Origin of the sequence: uncultured Alsobacter sp. (assembly GCF_945952055.1) — a bacterium.
Lineage (GTDB): Bacteria > Pseudomonadota > Alphaproteobacteria > Rhizobiales > Beijerinckiaceae > Alsobacter.
Window position 1 is genome coordinate 39,605 of record NZ_CAMFHB010000001.1, and the last position, 21,980, is coordinate 61,584.

Sequence of the window (21,980 nt, forward strand, 5' to 3'; positions counted from 1 at the left end):
AAAGCATGTGGACCAGCGCGGGTGAGGCGATCGGCCGGCAGCGCGAGACGCTGCGCCTGCTCTTCGATGCCGCCGTCCATGCCGCCCAGCCAGCCGGCTGCCTGCCGGCCCACCTTCCCGAGCCTCCGGCCAAGGGCCGCCTGATCCTGCTTGCCGGCGGCAAAGCCGCCGGAAGCATGATGGCCTTCGCGGAGGCCTGGTACGCCGATCGGCACGGCCTGGGGCCGGACCGCCTCGTCGGGTTGGCCGTGACGCGGCTGGGCTACGGCGTGCCGACCCGGTGGATCGAGGTGGTGGAGGCGGGACATCCCGTGCCCGATGCGGCGGGCGTCGCCGCGACCCGGCGCACGCTCGAGCTCGCGGCGTCGGCGACGGAGGACGACCTCGTTCTCGTGCTGCTCTCGGGCGGCGGCTCGGCCAACTGGATCGCGCCGGCCGGGGGCCTGACCCTGGCCGACAAGCAGGCCGTGACGCGCGCCATGCTTCGATCGGGCGCGTCGATCGGCGAGATCAACACGGTGCGCAAGCGGCTGTCGCTCATCAAGGGCGGGCGTCTCGCCCGCATTGCCGCCCCGGCCCGGATGCTGACCCTGGCGATCTCGGACGTCCCGCGCGACGATCCCTCGACGATCGCCTCCGGCCCGACCGTGCCCGACCCCACCACCAACGCCGATGCCCGCGAGATCGTCGCCCGCTACGGCCTGCCCCTCCCCGATGCCGCGCGCGTTCTCATCGACGATCCGGCGAACGAGACGCCGAAGCCCGGCGACCCGGTGTTCGACCGCACCGCGTTCCGGATCGTCGCGGCGCCGCGGGCCAGCGTTGAGGCCGCCGCCGCCGCGGCCAGGGCCGCGGGCTACGAGCCGGTGATGCTCGGGGCCGACCTGGAAGGCGAGGCTCGCGAGGTCGCCGTGGAGCAGGCCCGCCTCGCCTTGCGGCTGAAGTCCGAGGGGCGCCGGGCCGCCATCCTCTCGGGCGGCGAACTTACCGTGACGCTGCGCGGCGGCGGCCGGGGCGGCCCCAACCAGGAATTCGCGCTGGCGCTGGCGGTGGCCCTCGACGGCGCCGAAGGCATCTCGGCCGTGGCCGGCGACACCGACGGGACGGATGGCGGCGGCGGCAGCCCCGACGACCCGGCCGGGGCCTTCGTCGATCCCACGACGCTGGCCCGCGCCCGCAGCGCCGGCGTCGATCCCGCCGCCTCGCTGGCCGACAACGATTCGACCGGGTTCTTCTCGGCCACCGGCGATCTGCTGTCGCCGGGGCCCACCCGCACCAACGTCAACGACCTGCGGGCTATTCTCGTCGATTGACAGGGTGGCGCGGGCGGGGCGAAGCAGTCGCTGCGGTCGCGCCCTTTCACCGGCGCCGATTCGCCTCGTGAGGTGCACGTCCCCATGCGGTTGCTGTCGAGCCTGATCGTCGCCGGACTTGCCGGCCTGTTCGCCGCCGGCGAGGCCCGCGCGGACCTGCGCCTGTGCAACATGACCCAGAGCCGCGTCGGCGTGGCCATGGGCTATCGCGACGCCCAGGGCTGGCTGACCGAAGGCTGGTGGAACCTGAAGCCGAACGATTGCGAGACGATGCTGAAGGGCGCGCTGGCGGCGCGGTTCTACTACATCTTCGCCCAGGACTACGACCGCGGCGGCGAGTGGGGCGGCAAGACCTTCATGTGCACCCGCGACAAGGAGTTCACGATCCGCGGCGTCGAGGATTGCCTGGCCCGCGGCTTTGACCGGACCGGCTTCTTCGAGATCGATACGGGCGAACAGAAGAACTGGACCGTGCAGCTCACCGACAGCACGCGCCCATCGCAGGCGCCGAAGCCCTGAGTTTCGGCCACTGAAAGGTTCGGCCGACAAACCGCTTCGGCGGCGGCTCAGAGCCTGTGAACCTTTCACCTAAGGATTGGTAGTCCAGGTCGAACCGACCTCTCAGCTGTCATCCCCGGGCTTGGCCCGGGGACCCACGACTTTGCCTGCACCATTCTGAAGTCGTGGGTGGCCGGGCCAAGCCCGGCCATGACGCGGAGAGAGTGAGGCAAGCTGGACAGCCGAAAGATTCACACCCTCTCAGCGAGCGTGTCGAAGGACACCAACCCTCAGCCGCCCATCAGCCGCTCGAACACGGCCCTCACCTGCCGGCGCGTCTCGGTGAGGTCGCGCTCCAGGACCTTGAAGTCGGGCAGCCCCACGACGGCGGCCATGCGGCGACGGATGCCGGGGGCCGCCTTCGTGGGGTCGAAGCCGCCGGGGACGCTGAGGCGCTGCCACTGGAAGATGTCGCGCATCAGGTCGTGGGCGCGGCGCAGGAGATCCGCGTCGTTCGGATCGAGGAGGCCGAGGCGCCCCGCCTCTTCGACGATGGCCGCGGTGGTCCGCGCCGCGAGCGAGGGATGGTGGCGCGCGTTGGCCAGCACCAGCACCTGCGCGATGAACTCGATGTCCAGGAGGCCGCCGGCCGCGAGCTTGAGGTCCCAGGCATCGTCCTCGCCCTTCTCCTGCGCCACGAGGCGCCGCATGGCCAGCGCTTCGCGGCGGATGGCCGCGGGGTCGCCGGCCCGGGCCAGCGCGGTGCCGATGGCCGCCTCGACCTCCTCCGCGAAGGCCGGATCGCCGGCCACCGGCCGGGCCCGCACCAGGGCCATGTGTTCCCAGGTCTCGGCCTCCTCGCGCTGGTAGCTGACGAAGCCCTTGTACTGGGTGGCGGCAGGGCCCTTGTTGCCGGAGGGGCGCAGCCGCATGTCGACCGCGTAGAGCACGCCACGGCGGGTCGGGACGGTGAGCGCGCTGATGAGCCGCTGCGTGAGGCGGCCGTAGTAGACCACGGCATGCAGCGGGCGCGGCCCGTCGCTCTCGGGATGGTCGTCCTCGAAGTCGTAGAGGACGACGAGATCGAGGTCGGACGTCGCCGTCATCTCGCGCGAGCCGAGGCGGCCCATGCCCAGCACCGCTAGGCGCCCGCCGGGCACCCGGCCGTGATCGGCCGCGAAGCGGCGCTCGACCTCGGCGAGGCAGAGCCGGATCACCGCTTCGGCGAGGTTGGCGTAGGCCTCGCCGAGACGCTCGAACGACAGTGCCTGCGACAGCGCCCGCGCACCGATCAGGAACAGCTCGTGCTGGCCGGCCTCGCGGATGCGGTCGAGGAAATCCTCCAGCAGGGCCGGCTCGCCGATGGCGGCGCCCAGGCGCTTCTCGAGCGCGGCGACGTCGAGCCCCGCGGCCCCGAACGCCGGATCGATGATGGCGTCGAGGAGGTGCGGCCGGGCGGCGATAGTCTCGGCCATGCGGGGCGCCGAGCCGAGCAGATCGGCGAAGAGGGCCAGCACCGGCTTCTGCGATTTCAGGATGGCGAAGAGCTCCACCGCCGCCGGCATCTTGCCCAGCGCGGTGTCGAACGCGGCGAGCGCGCCGTCGGGATCGGCCGTGCTGCCGAACGCCGCGAGCAGGGGAGGCACGAGTTCGGTGAGCACCTCCCTGGCCCGTGCCGAGGTCACCGCCTGGCGCCGGCCGAAATGCCAGCCGCGCACCGTCTCGGCGACGAGCGGCGGATCGGTGAAGCCCATGCGGCGCAGCGTCTCGAGCGTGCCCGGGTCGTCGGTGGTGCCGGTGAAGACGAGGTTGCCTTCGCCCGCGCTCAGGTCGGCGCCCTCCTCGAACAGGCGCGCATAGTGCTTCTCCACCAGGAGCGCGCGCTGCGTCAGCGCCTTCGAAAAGCGCTTCAGGTCCGGGAAGCCGCAGAACTTGGCAAAGCGGGCCAGGCGGTCGGCGTCGTCGGGCAGTCGCTGCGTCTGCTCGTCGGCCACCATCTGCAGCCGGTGCTCGAGCGTGCGCAGGAAGACGTAGGCCTCCGTGAGGTCCTGCACCGCGCCGTCCGAGATCCAGCCGTCGGCGCGCAACGCCGGCAGCATGTCGAGCGTCCGACGTCCCCGCAGCGCGGGCCGCCTCCCGCCGAAGACGAGCTGCTGCGTCTGCACGAAGAACTCGATCTCGCGGATTCCGCCTCGCCCGAGCTTGATGTCGTGCCCTGCCACGGCCACCTGCTCGTGCCCGCGCACGGCGTGGATCTGGCGCTTCATGGCGTGGATGTCGGCGATGGCCGCGAAGTCGAAATACTTGCGCCAGATGAACGGCGTGAGGTCGCGCAGGAAGGCCTCGCCGAGCGGCAGGTCGCCCGCCACGGGACGCGCCTTGATGAGTGCGGCGCGCTCCCAGTTCTGCCCCACGGTCTCGTAGTAGGCGAAGGCCGAGGGCAGCGCGATCGCGGTCGGCGTCGAGGCCGGATCCGGCCGCAGGCGCAGGTCGGTGCGAAAGACGTAGCCGTCGGCGGTGCGCTCCTGGAGGATCTTCACCATGCCTCGCACGAGGCGGACGTAGAACGGCCCCGGCTCGACTCCGTCGGCGAGCGGCGCGCCCTCCGGATCGAAGAACACCACGACGTCGATGTCGGAGGAGTAGTTGAGCTCCTGTGCCCCGTGCTTGCCGAGCGCCAGCACCACGACGCCGCACCCTTCGGCGGGATCGGCCGGATCGCGCGGGCGGAAGCGTCCGCCCTGCGCCGCCTCGGCGAGCAGGAAGCGCACCGCCGAGCCGATGGCGGCGTCGGCCAGTCCGGCGAGCGATGCGGTGACGGCATCCAGGCCCCAGGCACCGCCGATGTCGGCCAGGGCCGCGAGCAGCGCGACCTCCTGCTTGGCGAGCCGGAGCTCGCGCATCAGGGCGGTCTCGCTGGAGGCCGCGCGCCAGGCCGAGGCGGCCTGGCCGAGGGTGGCCCGGATGCGCTCGTCCGGATCGCACGCGAGAAGCCGGACGAGCCGCGCCGGGTCGCCGGTGACGAGACGCCACAGGTAAGGCGAGTGGTCGGCGAGCCCCGACAGCAGGGCGCGGACGGGAGGATGCGCATCGAACAGGGCCGCCAGCTCGGCCCCGGACGGATCGTCGGCAAGGCCCGCCAGCCAATCGCTCAACCGCCGCTGCGCACCCTTGCGGTCGGCGAGCACCGGTGCGGCGGTGATCCGTGCGGCAAGCGCTCCGGCCATCGGGTGTTCCCTCTCGTTCTTGGTGCTTCTCTCTAGCGCACCTGCGTGGACGGGGCAGCCCCAAGACGGTGGGTCCATTTCACGCCCACCTCTCAGCCGTCATCCCCGGGCCTGGCCCGGGGACCCACGACTTTACCTGGGCCATCCCGAAGTCGTGGGTGCCCGGGCCAAGCCCGGGCATGACGCGCGGAGGGATGCGAGCGGCTCGATACGCCGAATCGATGGTGCGCGTGACCTCTCAACCGCCCCCGCGCCGCACCGGCAGCGACACCACGGCGCGCAGTCCCGGGCCGTTGTCCTCCAGGCGCAGCGCGCCGCCGTGCAGGCGGGCGACGGCGGCGGCCAGCGAGAGGCCGAGGCCGAAGCCCGGCCGGGAGCGGGAGTTTTCCAGCCGCACGAAGCGGTCGAGGACGCGGGCGCGGTCGGCCTCGGGGATGCCGGGACCGGTGTCGGACACCACGAGGTCGACCATGTCGTCGCGGCGCATCGCCTGCACGGAGACTGCGGGCTGGGTGGCGGCGTCCTTGCCGACGGGGGCGTATTTCAGGGCGTTGTCGACGAGGTTTGCGAGGGCCTGGCCGACGAGCTCGCGCGAGCCGAAGAGACGGACCTGGTCGGGGACCTCGACGGTGAGGGTCACGCCGGCCTCCTCGGCCACGGGCTCGTAGAGTTCGGCCACGTCGCGGGCGACCTCGGCGACGTCGAACTCCGCCATGCCCTCGCGGGCATTCCCCGCCTCGGCCCGGGCGATCATCAGCAGGGCGTTGAAGACGCGGATGAGGTTGTCCGCTTCCTCGATGATCTTCTCCAGCGCCCCGCGGTAGTCGTCCGGCGACTGGGCGGTGCGCAGCGCCTCCTCGGCGCCGTTGCGCAGGCGGGTGAGCGGCGTCTTGAGATCGTGGGCGACGTTGTCGGACACCTGCTTGAGGCCCGCCATCAGCTCTTCCACGCGGTCGAGCATGAGGTTGAGGTTGCCGGCGAGCCGGTCGAACTCGTCGTTGGTGCCGGCAATGGCGAGGCGGCCCGCGAGGTTGCCCTCCATGATGCCGCGGGTCGTGTCGGTCATGGAGTCGATGCGCCCCAGCACGCGGCGGGTGACGAACCAGCCGCCGAGCAGGGCCATGACGACGACGAGGGACAGCGACCAGCCGAAGGCGCGGCGGATGACGAAGCGCAGGCGGTCGCTTTCCGACAGGTCGCGCCCCACCAGGAGACGGAAGCCGCCCTGCAGTTCGAAGACGCGCACCAGCGCCTCGTGCTCGCCGTTGTCGTCGTCCGCATGGGAGTAGCGGATGATGCGCTGGCCGGGACTGAGCATCACGTCGGGCCCGACGCGTCCGACGTTGCCGGCGAGCCTGACGCCCCGGGGTGCGAGGAGCAGATAGAGCGAGGATCCCGGCAGGCGCGTGCGGGCGTCGATGACGCTGACGAGCCGTGGCACGCCGCCGGCCTGGTACTGCTCGGCGAGGCCCTGGATCTCGGCATCGACGGCGCCGGAGACCTGCTCGGCGATGAGCCGGCGGGTGTTGAAGGCGATGTAGCCGAGCAGCACCGCCGCGAAGATCGCGAAGATGACGAGATAGGCTGCCGAGAGCTTGAACGCCGTCGTGCGGAAGAGCTTACCGAGCGCCGTCACGGACCATGTATCCCGCGCCGCGCACCGTGTGGATCAGCGGGCGGTCGAAGCCCTTGTCGATCTTGCCCCGAAGCCGCGACAGGTGGACGTCGATGACGTTGGTCTGCGGGTCGAAATGGTAGTCCCAGACGTTCTCGAGCAGCATGGTGCGCGTCACGACCTGGCCGGCGTGGCGCATCAGGTATTCGAGCAGGCGGAACTCGCGCGGCTGCAGGTCGATCGGCTTGCCCTCCCGCGTCACCCGGCGAGCGAGGCGATCGAGCTCGAGGTCGCCGACGCGGTAGAGCGTCTCCTCGGCGGGACCGGCGCGGCGCCGGCGGGCGAGAACCTCGACGCGGGCGAGCAGCTCGGAGAAGGCATAGGGCTTGGCGAGATAGTCGTCGCCGCCGGCGCGCAAGCCCTTCACGCGGTCGTCGACCTGGCCGAGCGCCGACAGGATCAGGACGGGGGTTTCCACCTTCTGCTCGCGCAGGCCGTGGATGAGGGACAGGCCGTCGAGCTTGGGCAGCATGCGGTCGATGATCAGGACGTCGTAGGCGCCTTCGCGCGCCATGGCATAGCCGTCGAGCCCGTCGGCCGCGGTGTCGGCGACGTGCCCGGTCTCGCGGAAGGCCTTCACCAGATAGGCGGCGGCTTCCTTGTCGTCCTCGACGATGAGCAACTTCATGGGCATGGAAACTACTCCAACGCGCGCCGGTGTGAAGCGGGAACGCGGCGGCTCCCGGCCCTCTCCCGAAACGCAAACGGCAGGCCGGCGGGGGGCGTCCGGCCTGCCGCTTCGATGCGGCGCAGGTTGCGGGCTCTGCGCCGCGGTACGGCCGGAGAGGGGCTGGCTCCGGCCGATTCCTAGCAGCGGCAGAGATCAGCCGCGGCTCTTGGCGTCCTTGCCCGGGAAGGCCAGCGCGACGAAGCGCGAGTTGTCCCCGGACTTGAGGCGCATCAGGACGGCCTTGCGGCCTTCCTTGCGGGCGTCGGTGACGGCCTGCTTCACCTGCGAGGGCTCGGAGACGGCCTTGCCGCCGATCTCCAGGATCACGTCGCCGGTCTTGATGCCCTGGCCGGCAGCCGCGCCGTCCGGGTCGACCTGCGTCACGACCACGCCCTGCCCGCCGGCGCCCTTCACCGTCGAGGCGGGGGCGAGCTGCAGGCCGAAGCCCTGGGACTCGCCGTCCGCGCCCGAACCGATGTCGGCCTTGGCGGTCTTCTCGCCCGGCAGGGTGCCGAGCTTCATCGACAGGGTCTGCTCCTTGCCGCCGCGAACGACGCCGAGCTGCACCGTGACGCCGGGACGCTTGGCCCCGATTTCGCGGCTGAGCTCACGCGGGCCCGCCACCGGCTTGCCGTCGACGGACACGATCGTGTCGCCCGCCTGCACGCCGGCCTGGGCCGCCGGGCCGTCCTTCTGCGCCTCGGCAACGAGCGCGCCGCTGGTGCCCTTCAGGCCGAGGCTGTCGGCGATCTCGGCCGTCACCGGCTGGATCTGCACGCCGATGAAGCCACGCGAGACGGAGCCTTTGTCCTTCAGCGACTCGACGACGTTGGTCGCGACCTCGGTCGGGATGGCGAAGGCGATGCCGACGCTGCCGCCGGACGGCGAGTAGATCGCCGTGTTCACGCCCACGACCTCGCCGTTCATGTCGAAGGTCGGGCCACCCGAGTTGCCGCGGTTCACGGCCGCGTCGATCTGCAGGTAGTCGTCGTAGGGGCCCGAGCCGATGTCGCGGCCCCGCGCCGAGACGATGCCGGCCGTCACGGTACCACCGAGGCCGAAGGGGTTGCCGACGGCCACGACCCAGTCGCCGATGCGCGGCTGGCCCTGGGCGAACTTCACGAAGGGATAGGTCCCCTCCTGCTTCACCTTGAGCAGCGCCAGGTCGGTCTTGGGATCGGTGCCGACGACCTTGGCGTCGAGCGTGCGCCCGTCGTCCATGGTCAGCGTCACTTCCACCGCGTTGGCGACGACGTGGTTGTTGGTCACCACGTAGCCGTCCTGCGAGATGAAGAAGCCGGAGCCCTGGGCCTGGCCGAACTGCTTGCCGCGCGGACGGGCCTGCTGGCCCCGCTGGCCGTTCTGGCCGAACTCGCGGAAGAACTTCTGGATGTTCGGCGGCAGGTTGTCGAGGCCCGGAGGCAGGCCGTTGCCGCTGCTGTCCTCGTCATCGTCCGCGACGCCGTTGCCACGCATGCCGGCGGTCTCGATCTTCACCTTCACCGACACGACGGCGGGCTTCACCCGGTCGACGACGTCGGCAAAGGAGGTCGGGCCGGCCATCGGCCGGGCGGTCGCAGCCTGGCCCTGGGTCTGCGTCTGGGCGAAGGCGCTGTCGGCGGAAAAGAAGGTGTTGTGCGTCAACCCTGCCCCGACGACCGCGACCGCGCAGGCCCCGGCCAGAAGGCTGGCCCGCAGCGTGCGGCGGGGGGATTTCGTCTCGTTCGTCATGCTCGTCTCCTGTGCGGGTCCGGTTGACCCTGAATTCGTGCCGGAGAAGCGCCCCGGCTTGCACGGGAGAATTGGGGATGTCGGCTTACGGCCGTTTCACGGGTGAATGAATTTTTGGAAAGGTGGGGTCTGGTGGAGACGTCCTGCGCCCTTCGACACGGCCGTTGCGCGGCCTGCTCAGGATGAGGAGCGTTGCAAGTGCCTGAATAATCTCAATAGTCCTCATCCTGAGCAGCCGCCGCAGGCGGCGTGTCGAAGGACGCAGGATGTGGACGCTCAACCTTCCTTGCGCAGAACCTTGTCCAATTCCGCCTGCTCTTCCGCCGTCAGCGGCGCCGATGCGCCGGCCAGCACCGCGCGCTTGCGGGCGTTGGTCCAGACCAAGGCGCCGCCGGCCAGCAGCACCGCGAACGGGGCGAGCCAGAGGATGAGGTTCTTGCCGGAGAAGGAGGGCTTCAGCAGCACGAACTCGCCGTAGCGGGCAACGAGAAAGTCGCGGACCTCCTGGTCGGAGGCCCCGCTCTTGAGCTTGTCGCGGACGACGAGGCGCAGGTCGCGCGCGAGTGGGGCGTCGCTGTCGTCGATGGACTGGTTCTGACAGACGAGGCAGCGCAGTTCGGCCGAGAGCTGGCGGGCGCGGCCCTCGAGCTTCGGGTCCGCCAGGATCTCGTCCGGCTGCACGGCGAAAGCCGGCGCGAGCGAAGCCGCGCCGAGCACGGCGGCGAGGAGAAGCGCAGGCAGGCGGCGGGGGGCGCGCACGGTCATTCCGCCGGCACGGCAGCGGGTGCCCGCGAACGCACGGGCGCGCCGAGCCGCACGCGCCGGTCCAGCAGCGACAGGCCGCCACCGAGAGCCATGACGACCGAGCCCAGCCAGATCAGCAGCACCAGCGGCTTCCAGTAGAGGCGCAGGCCCGCGCGGCCGTCGCTCTCGATTTCGGCGACGCTGGCGTAGACCTGGCCGAGCCCGACGGTGAGCAGGCCCGCTTCGCTCGTCGGCATGTTGCGGGCCGCGAAGATGCGCTTGCCAGGCTCCAGCGTCCCCAGGACCTTGCTGCCGTCGAGGACGACGAGCCGGGCCACGGTCTCGCGGTAGTCCGGCCCGTTGCGGGGCGCCACGCCATCGAGGCGGACCTGGTAGCCGCCCAGATCCACCGTCTCGCCGGGCTTCATCGTCACGATGCGCTCCACGCCCCAAGCCGTGGCGGCGATGCCGATGACGGTGAGGCCGATGCCGGCATGGGCCAGTGCGGTCCCCCAGGCGGATCGCGGCAGGCCGGCGGCGCGCGATAAGGCCTTGCCCAGATTGCCGGAGGCGAAGAATCCGCCGGCAGGCCGGCTGCGGGTGACGATCTCGGTCAGCGAGCCCAGGATCAACCAGGCCCCGAGCCCGATGCCGAGCGGTGCCGCGACCGGCCCACCCCAGGTCACCGCAAGCACTGCGACGGTCACGAGCACGGCGAGCACGCCCGCCGTGACGAGGCGCTGGGCGACGCCCAGCAGGTCGCCGCGCTTCCAGGCGAGCGACTGACCGAAGGGCACGGCCAGCAGCAGCGGGATGGCGAGCGGCAGGAAGGTCAGGTTGAAGAACGGCGCACCCACCGAGATCTTGGCGGGGTTGGCCGGGTCGAGCCAGCCGGTGACGGCTTCGAGCGCTAGCGGATAGAGCGTGCCGACGAAGACGGTGGCGCAGGACGCGGCCAGGAACAGGTTGTTCAGGACCAGGGCGCCCTCGCGCGACACCGGCGCGAAGATGCCGCCCTGGCGCAGCATCGGGGCGCGCCAGGCGAAGAGGGCCAGGCTGCCGCCGATGAAGATGATGAGGATCGCGAGGATGAAGGTGCCGCGCGTCGGGTCGGTGGCGAAGGCGTGGACCGAGGTGAGCACGCCCGAGCGCACCAGGAAGGTGCCGATCAGCGAGAGCGAGAAGGTGAGGATCGACAGCAGGATCGTCCAGACCTTCAGCGCGTCGCGCTTTTCCATCACGACGGTGGAATGCAGCAGCGCGGTGCCGGCGAGCCAGGGCATCAGGGACGCGTTCTCGACCGGGTCCCAGAACCACCAGCCACCCCAGCCGAGCTCGTAGTAGGCCCAGTACGAGCCCATGGAGATGCCGAGCGTCAGGAAGATCCAGGCGACCAGCGTCCACGGCCGCACGAAGCGCGCCCACACCGCGTCGATGCGGCCCTCGATGAGGGCGCCGACCGCGAAGGAAAACGCAATCGAGAAGCCGACATAGCCGAGGTACAGGAGCGGCGGATGGATCGCGAGGCCCGGGTCCTGCAGCAGCGGGTTGAGCCCCTGGCCCTCGAACGGAGCCGGGGAAAGGCGGGCGAAGGGGTTCGACGTGACCAGGATGAAGGCCAGGAAGGCGGCGGCGACGGCGCCCTGCGCGCCCAGCACGCCGGCGAGCAGGCGCTGCGGCATGCCGGAGCCCCGCACGGCGACGGCCGCCGCGAACACCGCGAGGATCAGCACCCACAGGAGCATCGAGCCCTCGTGGTTCGACCACACGCCGGAGATCTTGTAGACGAGCGGCTTGGCCGAATGGGAATTCTGGACGACGTTGACGACCGAGAAATCGGAGGTCACGTAGGCCGCCGTCAGCGCGACGAAGGACACGGCCACCAGCGCCGCCATGACCAGCGCCACCGGCCGGGCGGTGCCCATGAGCACGCCGTCGCGCGCCACGACGCCCCAGATGGGAATGACGCTCAGGACGAGCGACAGCGCGAAGGCGAGCACGAGCGCGTAGTGGCCGACCTCGACGATCATGGCTTTGTCCCCTGCGCGGCGGCGGGCGTGGTCGTGGGAGGCGTGCCGGCGGCGGCGCCGTCCTTGCCCGGCGCATGTTGCCACACGCCCTGCTTCTTCAGCGAGTCGGCCACTTCCTTGGGCATGTAGTTCTCGTCGTGCTTGGCCAGCACGCTGTCGGCCCTGAACTCGCCGGAGGGCTCCAGGATGCCCTCGGCGACCACCCCCTGCCCTTCCCGGAACAGGTCGGGCAGGATGCCGCGGTAGCGCACGGTCACGGACTTGTTGGTGTCGGTGACGGCGAAGACGACCGCCATTTCCGGCCCCTTCTGGACGCTGCCCTGCTGGACGAGCCCGCCGATGCGCAGCCGCGTGCCGGGCTGCACGTTCTTCTCGGCGAGTTCGCTCGGGCCGTAGAAGAACACGATCGTGTCGCGCATGGCGAAGAGCACCAGGCCCGCGGCGACGCCGAGCACGGCGAGAGCCGAGCCGATGAGGGTGAGGCGCCTCTGCTTGCGGGTCATCACGAACCACCGATCTTCAGGTCGCGGCCGAGCGCTTCCAGGCGCGCGCGGCCGTCGGGATTGTCGGCCAGCGCCGTCGTCCCGCGCTGCAGAGCGTCCTTCGCCTTGTCGGGCTCGTTCAAGACGGCATAGGAGCGCACCAGCCGCAGCCATCCCTCGACGTCGGAGCCATCCTGGGCGAGCCGGGCCGCGAGGCCCTCGACCATGCCCTTGATGGCATCCATCTGGTCCTTCGGGGGCAGGGCTGCAACCTGGGCCGCGGCCGGGGGCGTGCCGCCCAGCTTCGTGATGCGCTCCGCCAGGCTCTTCACCACGGGCGAACCGGGCGGGACGTCCTCGATGATCTTCGAATAGGCCTCGATGGCCGCCTTGCTGTCGCCGTCCTGCTCGGCACCGAGCGCGCGGTAGAAGCGGGATTTCACCGAGGTGGGATCGGCCTTCAGCGCGCGGTCGAGGACGGCGCGCGCCTCGGCGGTGACGAGACCGTCCGCGGCGGCGACCAGCGCCTCGCCCCAGTTGTCGAGCCTGGCCGGGGTCTCGCCCAGGAGCCTGTTGGCCGAAGCCCAGGCGCGCACGCCGTCGTCGTAGCGGCCCATCGACATGTAGAGAGGCGCGACGACCTCCCAGCCGCGGCCGTCCTCCGGATTGGCGGAGAGATGGCTCTCGATGCGGGCCATGGCCTGGTCGAAATCCAGGTTGCCCTTGCTCTCCTGGCTGCGCGACGCGAGGGGCTGGTCGGGCAGCGAAGGCTGGCCGAGCGTGTAGTAGAGCGGCACGCTGAGCAGCGGGATGCCGACGAGCGCGACCAGGGCCGCGACACGACGCCGCCATGTCGCGCTGGCGTCGGCCGAGACCGCCGCGGCGCGCCGCTCGGCCGCCAGCAGCCGCCGCGCGGCCTCGACGCGGGCCACCTCCGCCTCGTCGGCGGCCAGCAGCCCACGGGCGGCGTCCCGATCGATTTCGGCGAGTTGCGCCGCATAGAAGCCGGTGTCCGCATCGCCGGCTGCGTGGGCGGCCGGGCGGCGGGCGAGCGGAAGCAGCACGGCCAGGGCGGCCGCGCCGGTGAGGAGAGCCAGAACGATCGTGACGACCATGGCAGGGGGAATACAGTCCCGCGCGCTGCAGGTCACGCCCTATGTGGGTCGTGATCTTTTCGGATGCGGGGCCTTTGCGCGGTCAGCTCACGATGTCCCAGCCACCGCTCGGGTTGCGGCAGGCGACGCCCGTACCCTGCTGCGGGCGGCCGTTGATGTAGATGGTGTGGGTGTAGCGGCGGCAGGTGCCCTGCGGGTCGGTGTAAACCGGGCCCGGCTCGATGTAGCCGTAGTTGCCGCTCTGCGACCGCCATTCGGACCGCGCGCCGCTGTTCACGGCGCTGTACTGGGCATCATAGGCGCGCGCCTGGGCCTCGTCGTCGAGATTGCGCCCGACCTGGTTGCCGAGGAAACCGCCCAGCATGGTGCCGGCCATGACGGCGGCGACCTTGCCGGCACCGCCGCCGAAGCGGCTGCCGATGAGGCCGCCGGCCACCGCGCCGATCACGGTGCCGCCCGCCTCGTTCGGCCCGGTGCTCTGGGAACACCCGGCGGTGCCGAGCGCGATGGCGGCGGCAAGACCGAGGGCGACGACGGATTTCACGACCATGTTATCGGCTCCTGAGACTCTCTTCGCCGCACGCGATCATCGCGGAGCGACGCTTGTCAAGGCAAAGCTCTGACGGTGGATTGGGACGCCAATTGGGCAGGCTTCAGTTCGCCGGGAGCACGAGCACGGCCCTCAGCCCCCCCAGGGACGACGGTTCGAGCGCCAGATGACCGCCATAGAGGTCGGCGAGGTCGGCCACGATCGACAGGCCGAGGCCCGACCCGGGCTTCGATTCGTCGAGCCTGGCGCCCCGCCGCAGCATCCGCTCGCGAGCTTCCTGGGGCAGTCCCGGACCGTCGTCCTCGACCCAGACGGCCAGGAACGGCCGGTCGTCGCGCGGCGCCGCCGGCTTGACGAGGACCAGGACCCGCGCGTCGGCCCATTTACCCGCATTGTCGACGAGGTTGCCGACCATCTCCTCGAAATCCTGGCGTTCGCCGCGAAAGCGCAGATCGGCCTCGATCTCGCGATCGAAGGCGAGGTCGCGGTCGCGGTGGATCTTGGCGGCCGTGCGCAGGATGCCGTCGACGACGGGCCCCACCTCGGTCGAGGCGCCGACCGAACCGGCGCGGGCCGCGGCCCGCGCACGCTCCAGGTACCAGTTCACCTGGTCGCGCATGACGGCGGCCTGCTCGCGGACCTTGTCCGCCAGCGGTCCCTCGTCCCCCGACGCCTCGTTGACGATCACGCTGAGCGGCGTCTTGAGGGCATGGGCGAGGTTGCCGACCTGGGTGCGCGCCCTGTCGAGGATCTCGCGGTTGGAATCGATCAGCAGGTTCACTTCGCTGGCCAGCGGCGCGAGGTCGTCGGAGTAGTTCCCGTCGATCCGTTCGGCCTGGCCCCGCCGGATCGCGCCCACCGCCTGCTGCAGGCGGGAGAGCGGCTGCAGGCCGAACCGCACCTGGAACACGGCCGTGGCGGCGAGCGCCAGGCCCAGCAGGAAGAAGGTGAACGTCAGCGCGAGGCGGAAGGAGGAGATCGTCTGCTCGATCTCGTTGGCGTCGGCGGCGACCTGGATCAGGTAGCGACCGTCCTCCCCGAGGTCGATGGTGCGCTCGACCATGCGCAGGAGGCGCTCGTCGGGCCCGGTGGCGTAGCCCTCCCGCAGGTCCCCCGGCCGCGCCTTGGGGCCGGGATCGGGCATGGCCGGCAGCTTCCCGCCGAAGAGCGACGTGGAGCTGCGCGTGTCGAAGCTCTTGTCGACCCGCGTGACCTGCCAGTACCAGCCCGACAGCGGCAGGTCGAAGCGCGGCTCGCCCAGGCTGAACGACTCAGTCCGGTCCCCGTCGTCCGGTGCCGCCACCGAGGCGACGAGCGACTTCAGGTACACGTGCAGGCGCTCGTCGAAGGACCGCTCGGTGTTGCGGCGGTAGATGGTGGACAGGATGACGCCCGCCACCACCAGGATCACCAGGCTGCAAGCCGCCGACGTGACGAAGAGGCGCGTCGCGATCGACTGGCGCTGCAGCGACGGCCAGCGCAGTGCATTCATCGGCCAGGGGTCTCGGGCGGCGGCTGGAGGATGTAGCCGAGCCCGCGCACGGTCTGGATCACGTCCACCCCGAGCTTGCGGCGCAACCGGCCGACGAACACCTCGATCGTGTTGCTGTCCCGGTCGAAGTCCTGGTCGTACAGGTGCTCGACGATCTCGGCGCGCGACACGAGGCGGCCTACGTGATGCATGAGGTAGGCGATGAGCCGGTACTCGTGCGAGGTGAGCTTCACCGGGTTTCCGTCCACCGTGACGCGGCCCGCGCGCGTGTCGAGGCGGACCGGACCGCAGATGAGCTCGCTGGTGGCATGGCCGGCGGCGCGCCGCAGCACGGCCCGGACCCGCGCCAGGATCTCCTCCATGTGGAACGGCTTGGTGACGTAGTCGTCCGCCCCGGCATCGAAGCCCTGGACCTTGTCGCTCCAGCGGTCGCGGGCCGTGAGGATGATCACCGGCATGGTGCGCTGGGAGCGGCGCCACGCGGACAGAACGGCCACGCCGTCCATCTTGGGCAGGCCGAGATCCAGGATCACCGCGTCGTAGGGCTCGGTGTCGCCCAGGAAATGGCCTTCCTCGCCGTCGAATGCCGTGTCGACGGCGTAACCCGCCTGCTCCAGGGCAGTGACGACCTGACGGTTCAAGTCCTTGTCGTCTTCGACGACGAGCAGTCTCACGGCGACGTTCTCCCGCGCTTACTGGGGACCCAGGACCTTGCCGGTCGCGGCATCCACCACGACCCTGACGACTCGGCCGTCCCGTCTCAGCGCCGTGATATGGTAGAACAGGTTATCACCTTCGCGGCAAAGTCGTGCGCGCACGGCTTCTCCGCCCATCTTCGCCCGCGCCGCGCGCAGGGCGGTGAGTTGCGGCACCACCCGCTTGGCCTGCACCTCCTCCCGGATTTCGGAATCGGTGAGGCAACCGCTGGGCTGCGCGGTCTGCGCCTGCACCTGGCCGGGGTGCACCGCGAGCGCCGCGAAGATGGCAAGGGATGAGATCCGCATCATGCCGCGATGCTATCAGATCCGAATGTGAACCGCCGCTGAACGAATGGAGAGAGCAGTCTGATCCCGCTCACTTTCACCCTCGCTCGTCCTGCCCGGGCTCGGCCCGGGCATCCACGACTTCGGGACGGCGGAGAGGGAGGCGCCTCTCAGCGAATATTGCTCAGCGCCCCAGCCGGCTCAGCAACGCGGCGCCGGTGCGGATGCCGTTGAGGAAGCACTCGAGCTTCAGGTTCTCGTTGGGAGCGTGGTTGGCCTCGTCGGCGTTGGCATAGGGCACGACGAAGGCGTGGGTGCCGAGGATCTTGGTGAAGACGTAGTCCGGCAGGCTGCCGCCAGCGGACGGCACCAGCAGCGGCTCGACACCCTGGGCATCGACGATGGCCTGGCGGATGGGCTCGGCGAAGGGCGATTCCATCGGGGTCTTAGACGGCAGCATGCCGTTGAGGGGCACGAACTGGACGTCGGGGGCGTGCTTCTTCACGTGTGCCGCGACCTTGGCGAAGACCTCGGCCGGCGTCATGGCTTCGACGAGGCGGATGTCGCACTTGGCGAAGGCCTCGTGCGGCAGCACGGTCTTGGAGCCGGGCCCGCCATAGCCGCCGTGCAGGCCGTTGATGGTCAGCGTGGGGTGGAACATCAGCCGGTCCGCGACCGGGCGGTCCTGCGGCGCGTCGAGCGCCTTGAGGTCGAGCTCGGCCTTCACGTCGCCGGCGGCCATCGGCAGGCGCGCGGCCGCCTCGCGCTCCAGCGCGGTCGGCGGCACGATCGAGTCGTGGAAGCCCTCGATGGTGATCTCGCCCTGCGCGTTCTTCATGGTGCCGAGCAGGTGGACGAGGGTCCAGATCGGGTTCGGCGAGACGCCGCCGAAATTGCCGGAATGCAGGTCGCGCTTGGCACCGCGGGCACGCAGCTCGAAGGAGGCGACTCCGCGCACGCCGAAGGTCACGGTCGGACGGCCGGATTCGTGCAGCGGCCCGTCGGCGGTGACGACGAGGTCGGCCTTCAGCCGGTCGCGGTGCTTCTCGACGAAGGAGGCGATGTGCGGGCTGCCGATCTCCTCCTCGCCTTCCAGCAGGAAGAGCACGTTGCATGGCAGCTCCCCATGCACGGCGAGGTGCGACTCGATCGCCATGATCTGCGCGAAGTGCTGGCCCTTGTTGTCGCCGATGCCGCGGGCCCAGATGCGGCCGTCGCGGATGGTGGGCTCGAAGGGCGGGCTCACCCACTCCTCCAGCGGATCCGGCGGCTGCACGTCGTAATGACCGTAGAGCAGGACGGTGGGCGCGCCGGGCTTCTTCTCCCAGCGGGCGAGCACCATGGGGTGGTTCTCGGTGGCGATGGTCTCGGCCTGCATGCCGAGGCCCGACAGCATGTCCACGAGCAGGGCGGCGACCTCGCGGATGCCGATGTTGTGCGCGCTGATGCTGGGGTGGCGCACATAGTCCATCACCCGGCGGATGAAGGCCTCCTCGTTCGCCTTGATGTGGGCGAAGACTTTTTCGAGACCTTCCGGCGTGCTGCCTGCACCGTTCGTCATCGCGATCCCTCAGGCGTCGTGGGTGAGGAGAAGAGCGCCCGAGGCGTGCACGCTGCAGCGCCATCCCGGCGCCACGAACGTCGTCGCATCGAGCTGCATGACGATGGCCGGACCGGCGAAGGCATCGCCGGCGCCGAGCTCCGCGCGCTCGTAAACCGGGACTTCGGCCACACCCGTGGCGAGATGGACCGGACGGCGGCCCGTCGGCGTCGCGCCGCTGCCCTTGCCGAGTTCGATCTTCTCCGGCTGCGGCATCTGGCCGACCGCCTCGACCCGCAGGGTGACGACCTCGATGGGCGCCTCCAGCGTGAAGCCGTAGAGCGCCTCATGCGCGGCCGAGAAGGCCGCCTCGGCCGCCTCGCGCGAGCCGGCCCAAGCGATCGCCAATTCGCCGCCCTGGCCCTTGTAGCGCATCATGGTGACGCGGGTGGTGGTGCGCGCGTCGGCACCGACTTCCTCGGCGTCGAACCAGGCGACGGCCTGCGCCGCGAGATCGGTGTAGATCGCCTCGATCTCCGCGACGTCGACGGCGCCCGCCACCGGCAACGTGCGGCTGAACTCGGCCCGCAGGTCAGCGGCCAGCAGCCCGTCGGCGCAGAGCACGCCGGGAGCTGGCGGGATCATGACGCGCGGGATCGACAGCAGCTCGGCGAGCGAACAGCCGTGCAGCGGGCCGGCCCCCCCGAACGGCACGAGGGTGAAGTCGCGCGGGTCGTGGCCGCGCTCGACCGAGACGACGCGCATGGCGCCGACCATGTGGCTGTCGACGATGGCGAGGATGCCGCGGGCCGCGTCCTGCAGCGAGAGGCCCAACGGGCGGGCGACCTTGTCCATGACCGCGGACCGGGCCTTCTCGACATCGAGGGTCATGGCGCCGCCGAGCAGGCGGTCGGGCAGCGTGCCCAGCGCCACATGCGCGTCGGTGACGGTCGGCTCGGTGCCGCCATGGCCGTAGCAGGCCGGGCCCGGACGGGCGCCGGCGCTCATGGGGCCGACGTTCAGCGCGCCATCGACGATGCGGGCGATGGAGCCGCCGCCGGCGCCGATCGTCACCATGTCCACCATGGGCAGCGGCAACGGCCACTCGCCGACCTGGCCGCGCTGGGTGAGGCCGATCTGGCCGTCCTTGATGAGGCAGATGTCGGCGCTGGTGCCGCCGATGTCGACGGTGATGATGTCGGAGATGCCGCAGGCCGCCGCGACGTCGCGCGCGCCGACCACGCCGGCCGCCGGGCCGGACAGGGCGGTGAGCGCGGGGGCGCGGCGGATGGTCTTCGCGCCGGCCACGCCGCCGTTCGACTGCATCAGCAGCAGCGGCGCGTCGACGCCGGCCTCGGTGAGGCGCGTCTCGAGCCGGCCGATATAGGTCGACACACCGGGCATGACGCCGGCGTTGAGCACGGTCGCCAGCGAGCGCTCGTATTCGCGCACGACCGGCTGCACGTCGACCGACGAGGTGACGGCGACGCCCGGCAGCGCGTCGCGCAGCATGGCGGTGACGCGCAGCTCGTGCTCGGGATTGGCGAAGGAGTGCAGCAGGCAGACGGCGACGGCCTGGACTCCGAGCCGCTTCAGGTCGGCCGCCGCCGCCACCACGGTCGCCTCGTCCAGGGGTTCCAGCACGGCGCCGCCGGCGGCGATGCGCTCGGAGACCTCCAGCACGCGTGCCGCTGGAACGGGTCGCTCGGGCTTCACCCAGCTGTAGAGGTTCGCTTTGCGAGGGATGTCCTGGCGGCCGATCGTCAGCACGTGGCGGAAGCCGCGCGTGGTGACGAGCGCGGTCGAGGCGCCCTTCCCTTCCAGGATCATGTTGGTCGCGATGGTCGTGCCGTGCAGCACGCGGCCGACGTCGGCCGCGCCGATCCCGGCCTTCTCCATGGCGAGGCCCACGCCCGTCATGAAGGCCTGTGACGGATCCGACGGGACGCTCGGCGTCTTCGCCCGCCAGACATGGCCGGAGGCCGTGTCGAGCAGCGCGATGTCGGTGAAGGTGCCGCCGATGTCGACGGCGACGACGTGGCGGGCGCCTTCAGGAGAGGGCATCGACGTACTCGTTCCGGTGGAAAGCCTTGACGGGATAGCGATCGGAACGCAGGCGCGCGGTCGCGGCCTCGTCCACGGCATGATCGACGACGGCGACGCCGTAGATGCGGCGCGCCGCCTCCACGGTGACGAAGCCGCCTTCGACGTCGGCCAGCACCAGCGCCGGCGGCCGGTCGTGCGGGTGGCCGTAGCCGCCTCCGCCGCCCGTCTCGATGCGCAGGATGTCGCCCTTCTTCAGCACGTTGCCGTCGGACAAGGGCTTGAGCTGCCGCTCGTTCGGCGTGCCCTTGTTCACGTAGGCCCGACCGGGCCCGCCCGACATGCCGCCGGCCATGCCCCAGGGCGGGTTGGTGACGCAGTCGATGCGCAGGGCCATCAGCGCCTCGTCGGCGAGGATCTCGTACTCGCGCACCACGCCACAGCCGCCGCGCCAGCGCCCCGCGCCGCCGCTGTCGGTGACGACGCCATACTCTAGCAAACGCACCGGGTAGCCAATCTCGAGGAACTCGACGGGGTAGTTCTCCTGCGCCACGAAGTAGACCGTGTCGATGCCGTCGGCGAAGGGGCGCGCGCCGTAGCCGACGCCGAGCCCGTCGGCGAGCAGGAAGCGGTCCTTCTCGCCCTTGGCGTTGGTGTAGGTGCCGCGCATGATGGTGATGACGTAGGCCGAGTGCGCGGCCGGCGCGCCGCCGCCTGCGGCGTTGACCAGGCCGTTGATGCCCGCGAGCACGCGCATCATGGTCAGGCCGCGCATGCCGAGCGAGGCCGGGAATTTCGGCCACAGCAGCGAGCCCTCGCGCAGGCGGATCTCGTCGAGCGCCTGCGGGCCGCCGGCATTGCAGACCTGCCCGGGGTCTCCGCCCAGGAAGTAGAGCCCGAGCGCCATGCCCGGCACGCCGGGGTTCATGAGGAAGTTCACCGGGCCGACCGACTGGTCGTCGGTGGCGGTCGCGTCGAAGACGAAGCGGTCCTCGCCGCCCGGCGCCTTGTCGTGGGTGAGCGAGAAGCGCAGCTTCAGCGGGCCGCTGCCATGGCCGTCGCCATCGATCGCGTCGGTGAAGCTGTGCGTGCCGACCGGGAAGGTCTCGGCGAGCTTGGTGCGCACGAGCTTGCGGGTGCGCTCGAGGAGTTGCGCCAGCGCGTCCTCCATCACGTCGGCGCCGAAGCGGCCGACGAGTTCGCCGACGCGGCGCACGCCCAGTTCGACGGCGCCCATGAGGGCGCGCAGGTCGCCACGGCTCTGGTCGGGGAAGCGCGAGTTGCGGTGGAAGATCGTCAGCGTCGCCTCGTTCACCGCGCCCCGGTCGATGAGCTTGGTGGGCGGGATGATGATGCCTTCCTGGTAGATGTCGGTGGCGTCGGGGCTGATCGAGCCCGGGCGGATGCCGCCGATGTCGGCGAAGTGGGCCCAGCACATCACGAAGGCGCAGCGCCGGCCCTCGTGGAAGATCGGGGCGATCAGCACCTGGTCGTTGGAGTGGGAGACGGCGCCGCGCGACCCGTAGCAGTCGTTGTACCAGTAGAGGTCGCCCGGATGCATCGTCTCCTTGGGGAAGGAGGCGAAGACCGGGCTCGTCATGTCACCGAACACGGGCACCATGGAGCCCACCGCCATCACGCCGTCGGCGTCGAAGAGCGCGGTGTAGAAGTCCTTCTTCTCGCGGATGAAGGCGCTGATGGCGGTGCGCTCGATGAGCGCTTCCATCTCGGCCTGGACCGCCCGGATCGCGCCGCGCACGATCTCCAGCGTCACGGGATCGCAGCGGCTCGCCGGGGCGGCGGGCGGCACGGACAGGGCAGCGGCGCTGGCTGGCGTCATGCGGGGTATCCCTGGTTGATGCGGATCGCGGAGGCGCCGGCAAACAC

Annotated in this window: 17 protein-coding genes; 2 read left to right on the top strand and 15 right to left on the bottom strand. The window is 70.8% G+C overall.

The genetic code is table 11. The features are described 5' to 3' along the window. The first annotated feature begins 5 nt into the window (after positions 1-5). Entirely contained in the window at positions 6-1,313 is a 1,308-nt protein-coding gene (locus Q0Q47_RS00185) for a glycerate kinase (protein WP_293853103.1), read from the top strand. 84 nt (positions 1,314-1,397) lie between these two features. Continuing rightward, complete coding sequence (locus tag Q0Q47_RS00190; protein ID WP_293853105.1) at positions 1,398-1,832, top strand: DUF1036 domain-containing protein; 435 nt, start codon at positions 1,398-1,400, stop codon at positions 1,830-1,832. Positions 1,833-2,101: 269 nt separating this feature from the next. Here Q0Q47_RS00190 and Q0Q47_RS00195 read toward each other — a convergent pair whose 3' ends face one another. The 15 genes from Q0Q47_RS00195 to Q0Q47_RS00265 all read right to left on the bottom strand — a co-directional run bounded on the left by Q0Q47_RS00195 (position 2,102) and on the right by Q0Q47_RS00265 (position 21,933). Next, the gene (locus Q0Q47_RS00195; protein ID WP_293853106.1) at positions 2,102-5,038 is read right to left on the bottom strand and encodes a bifunctional [glutamine synthetase] adenylyltransferase/[glutamine synthetase]-adenylyl-L-tyrosine phosphorylase; all 2,937 of its coding nucleotides are present in this window, start codon (positions 5,036-5,038) and stop codon (positions 2,102-2,104) included. Positions 5,039-5,276: 238 nt separating this feature from the next. Next, positions 5,277-6,674 (bottom strand): ATP-binding protein, encoded by a 1,398-nt coding sequence (locus Q0Q47_RS00200; RefSeq protein ID WP_293853108.1) that lies wholly within the window; start codon positions 6,672-6,674, stop codon positions 5,277-5,279. Continuing rightward, entirely contained in the window at positions 6,658-7,341 is a 684-nt protein-coding gene (locus tag Q0Q47_RS00205; protein ID WP_293853508.1) for a response regulator transcription factor, read from the bottom strand. The genes Q0Q47_RS00200 and Q0Q47_RS00205 overlap by 17 nt, the downstream gene beginning before the upstream one ends. Before the next feature lie 195 nt (positions 7,342-7,536). Next, positions 7,537-9,114, bottom strand: coding sequence for a Do family serine endopeptidase (locus Q0Q47_RS00210; protein ID WP_293853110.1), 1,578 nt, complete (start codon positions 9,112-9,114; stop codon positions 7,537-7,539). 276 nt (positions 9,115-9,390) lie between these two features. Beyond that, positions 9,391-9,873 carry a cytochrome c-type biogenesis protein gene (locus Q0Q47_RS00215; RefSeq protein WP_293853112.1) on the bottom strand — a complete coding sequence of 161 codons (483 nt, stop codon included), beginning with the start codon at positions 9,871-9,873 and terminating at the stop codon, positions 9,391-9,393. A gap of 2 nt (positions 9,874-9,875) precedes the next feature. Next, entirely contained in the window at positions 9,876-11,888 is a 2,013-nt protein-coding gene (locus tag Q0Q47_RS00220; protein WP_293853114.1) for a heme lyase CcmF/NrfE family subunit, read from the bottom strand. Continuing rightward, on the bottom strand, positions 11,885-12,391 hold the full coding sequence (gene ccmE / locus Q0Q47_RS00225; RefSeq protein ID WP_293853115.1) for a cytochrome c maturation protein CcmE: 507 nt from the start codon (positions 12,389-12,391) through the stop codon (positions 11,885-11,887). The genes Q0Q47_RS00220 and ccmE overlap by 4 nt, the downstream gene beginning before the upstream one ends. After that, positions 12,391-13,485, bottom strand: a complete 1,095-nt coding sequence (gene ccmI, locus Q0Q47_RS00230; RefSeq protein WP_293853117.1) for a c-type cytochrome biogenesis protein CcmI — start codon at positions 13,483-13,485, stop codon at positions 12,391-12,393. Before ccmI ends, ccmE begins: the two co-directional genes overlap by 1 nt. An 82-nt stretch (positions 13,486-13,567) precedes the next feature. Continuing rightward, positions 13,568-14,035: a glycine zipper 2TM domain-containing protein gene (locus tag Q0Q47_RS00235; protein WP_293853119.1), complete on the bottom strand. Its 468-nt coding sequence runs from the start codon at positions 14,033-14,035 to the stop codon at positions 13,568-13,570. 103 nt (positions 14,036-14,138) lie between these two features. Beyond that, positions 14,139-15,527 carry a sensor histidine kinase gene (locus tag Q0Q47_RS00240; protein WP_293853121.1) on the bottom strand — a complete coding sequence of 463 codons (1,389 nt, stop codon included), beginning with the start codon at positions 15,525-15,527 and terminating at the stop codon, positions 14,139-14,141. Further along, positions 15,524-16,201, bottom strand: coding sequence for a response regulator transcription factor (locus tag Q0Q47_RS00245; protein ID WP_293853123.1), 678 nt, complete (start codon positions 16,199-16,201; stop codon positions 15,524-15,526). The genes Q0Q47_RS00240 and Q0Q47_RS00245 overlap by 4 nt, the downstream gene beginning before the upstream one ends. Positions 16,202-16,219: 18 nt before the next feature. Continuing rightward, positions 16,220-16,534, bottom strand: coding sequence for a PepSY domain-containing protein (locus Q0Q47_RS00250; protein ID WP_293853125.1), 315 nt, complete (start codon positions 16,532-16,534; stop codon positions 16,220-16,222). A 160-nt stretch (positions 16,535-16,694) separates the two neighbouring features. Beyond that, positions 16,695-18,071, bottom strand: a complete 1,377-nt coding sequence (locus tag Q0Q47_RS00255; RefSeq protein WP_293853126.1) for a M20/M25/M40 family metallo-hydrolase — start codon at positions 18,069-18,071, stop codon at positions 16,695-16,697. A gap of 9 nt (positions 18,072-18,080) precedes the next feature. Then, on the bottom strand, positions 18,081-20,114 hold the full coding sequence (locus Q0Q47_RS00260; RefSeq protein ID WP_293853128.1) for a hydantoinase/oxoprolinase family protein: 2,034 nt from the start codon (positions 20,112-20,114) through the stop codon (positions 18,081-18,083). Then, complete coding sequence (locus Q0Q47_RS00265; protein ID WP_293853130.1) at positions 20,101-21,933, bottom strand: hydantoinase B/oxoprolinase family protein; 1,833 nt, start codon at positions 21,931-21,933, stop codon at positions 20,101-20,103. Before Q0Q47_RS00265 ends, Q0Q47_RS00260 begins: the two co-directional genes overlap by 14 nt. Between the last annotated feature and the right edge of the window lie 47 nt (positions 21,934-21,980).